Source organism: Ammoniphilus soli (assembly GCF_040813775.1).
On record NZ_JBEGDL010000130.1, the window covers coordinates 1 to 1,353 of the forward strand.

2 protein-coding genes are annotated in these 1,353 nt (G+C 35.6%); both read left to right on the top strand.

All coding sequences use genetic code 11. The annotated features are described in order from the left end of the window. Positions 1-400 precede the first annotated feature (400 nt). Positions 401-535 carry a sporulation histidine kinase inhibitor Sda gene (gene sda, locus ABLT31_RS38645; RefSeq protein WP_367761021.1) on the top strand — a complete coding sequence of 45 codons (135 nt, stop codon included), beginning with the start codon at positions 401-403 and terminating at the stop codon, positions 533-535. A gap of 46 nt (positions 536-581) precedes the next feature. Next, positions 582-1,353 (top strand): ACR3 family arsenite efflux transporter (arsB, locus tag ABLT31_RS38650; protein WP_367761020.1); only part of this gene is annotated, 772 nt, incomplete at its 3' end.

Consider the following 1,353-nt stretch of genomic DNA (forward strand, 5'->3'; position numbering starts at 1 on the left):
CACCAGTATCTACTTGTATTAGTGGATCTCTTAAATTTAATAAGCTAAAGATGTGAGCGATTGCCATTAGCGTAGAGCTTTTTGCTTTAAGTGTTGAAAATCTTTGCAATATGTAGAAAAATCCTACAATAAGTTATAGAAAATTTCTACAATTCGGTGGCGTTTACGTTATTTATGAAGAGTTATGACAGATTTGAACGTACCTTTTGTTTTGGCACAACTCTTGCAATATCATGAATGGATAGATTAAAAAGAAAATGGGGGAGGGCTCTCATGATTTGGAAGGGCGAAGAACTCGTAACGATTAGAGACTTTCTTACCCTCGTGCTAGTGAAAACTTAGAACCTATTTCATGAAAAACAAATACTAATGAGGTGATGAATCGATGTTTTATTGGAGAATGGTATTAACAGATGTTCAATTGATAGAAATTTATGAGGATGCAATAAGGAAAAAATTAGATATTGTATTTATTGAACTTCTTCTTCAAGAAATGAAACATCGAAATATCACAATCATCGAAGAGACTGCGTAGGAAATAAAATAGTTTTGGTCAGTACTAGAAAAAAGGGAGTGGGAAAATGAGTGATAGTGTAGGTAAAAGAATGGCGGTTCTTGACCGCTATCTAACACTTTGGATTTTTAGTGCAATGCTTCTTGGTGTTGGTTTGGGTTATTTATTCCCTGAACTCATTGCTGGATTGAATGATTTTCAAGTGGGATCAACATCCATCCCTATTGCGATTGGACTTATTCTCATGATGTTTCCACCATTAGCAAAAGTAAGATACGAAGAACTTGGTAAAGTATTTAAGGACGGAAAGATTTTGGCGATTTCGCTTTTTCAGAACTGGATTATCGGACCTACTCTAATGTTTGTTCTCGCCATCGTTTTTCTAAGTAGTTATCCAGAATACATGGTTGGTCTTATTATGATTGGTTTGGCTCGCTGTATTGCAATGGTGATTGTTTGGAATGATTTATCTAAAGGTAGTTCGGAATATGCAGCAGGTCTTGTGGCCTTTAACTCCATTTTTCAAGTGCTTTTCTATTCTATTTATGCCTACTTTTTCGTCAATTTATTGCCAAGATGGTTTGGCTTGGAAGGTATGGTCATCGACATCACCATAACTGAGGTAGCTAAGAGTGTATTTGTATACTTAGGAATCCCGTTTATCGCGGGAATGTTTACGCGGTATGTTCTGGTCAAATCAAAAGGAAGTGATTGGTATGAAGAAGTTTTTATACCTAGAATTAGTCCACTGACCTTAATTTCATTATTATTTACAATTATTGTCATGTTCTCTTTGAAGGGAGATATGATTGTCTCTCTTCCGCTTGATGTCGTTCGTA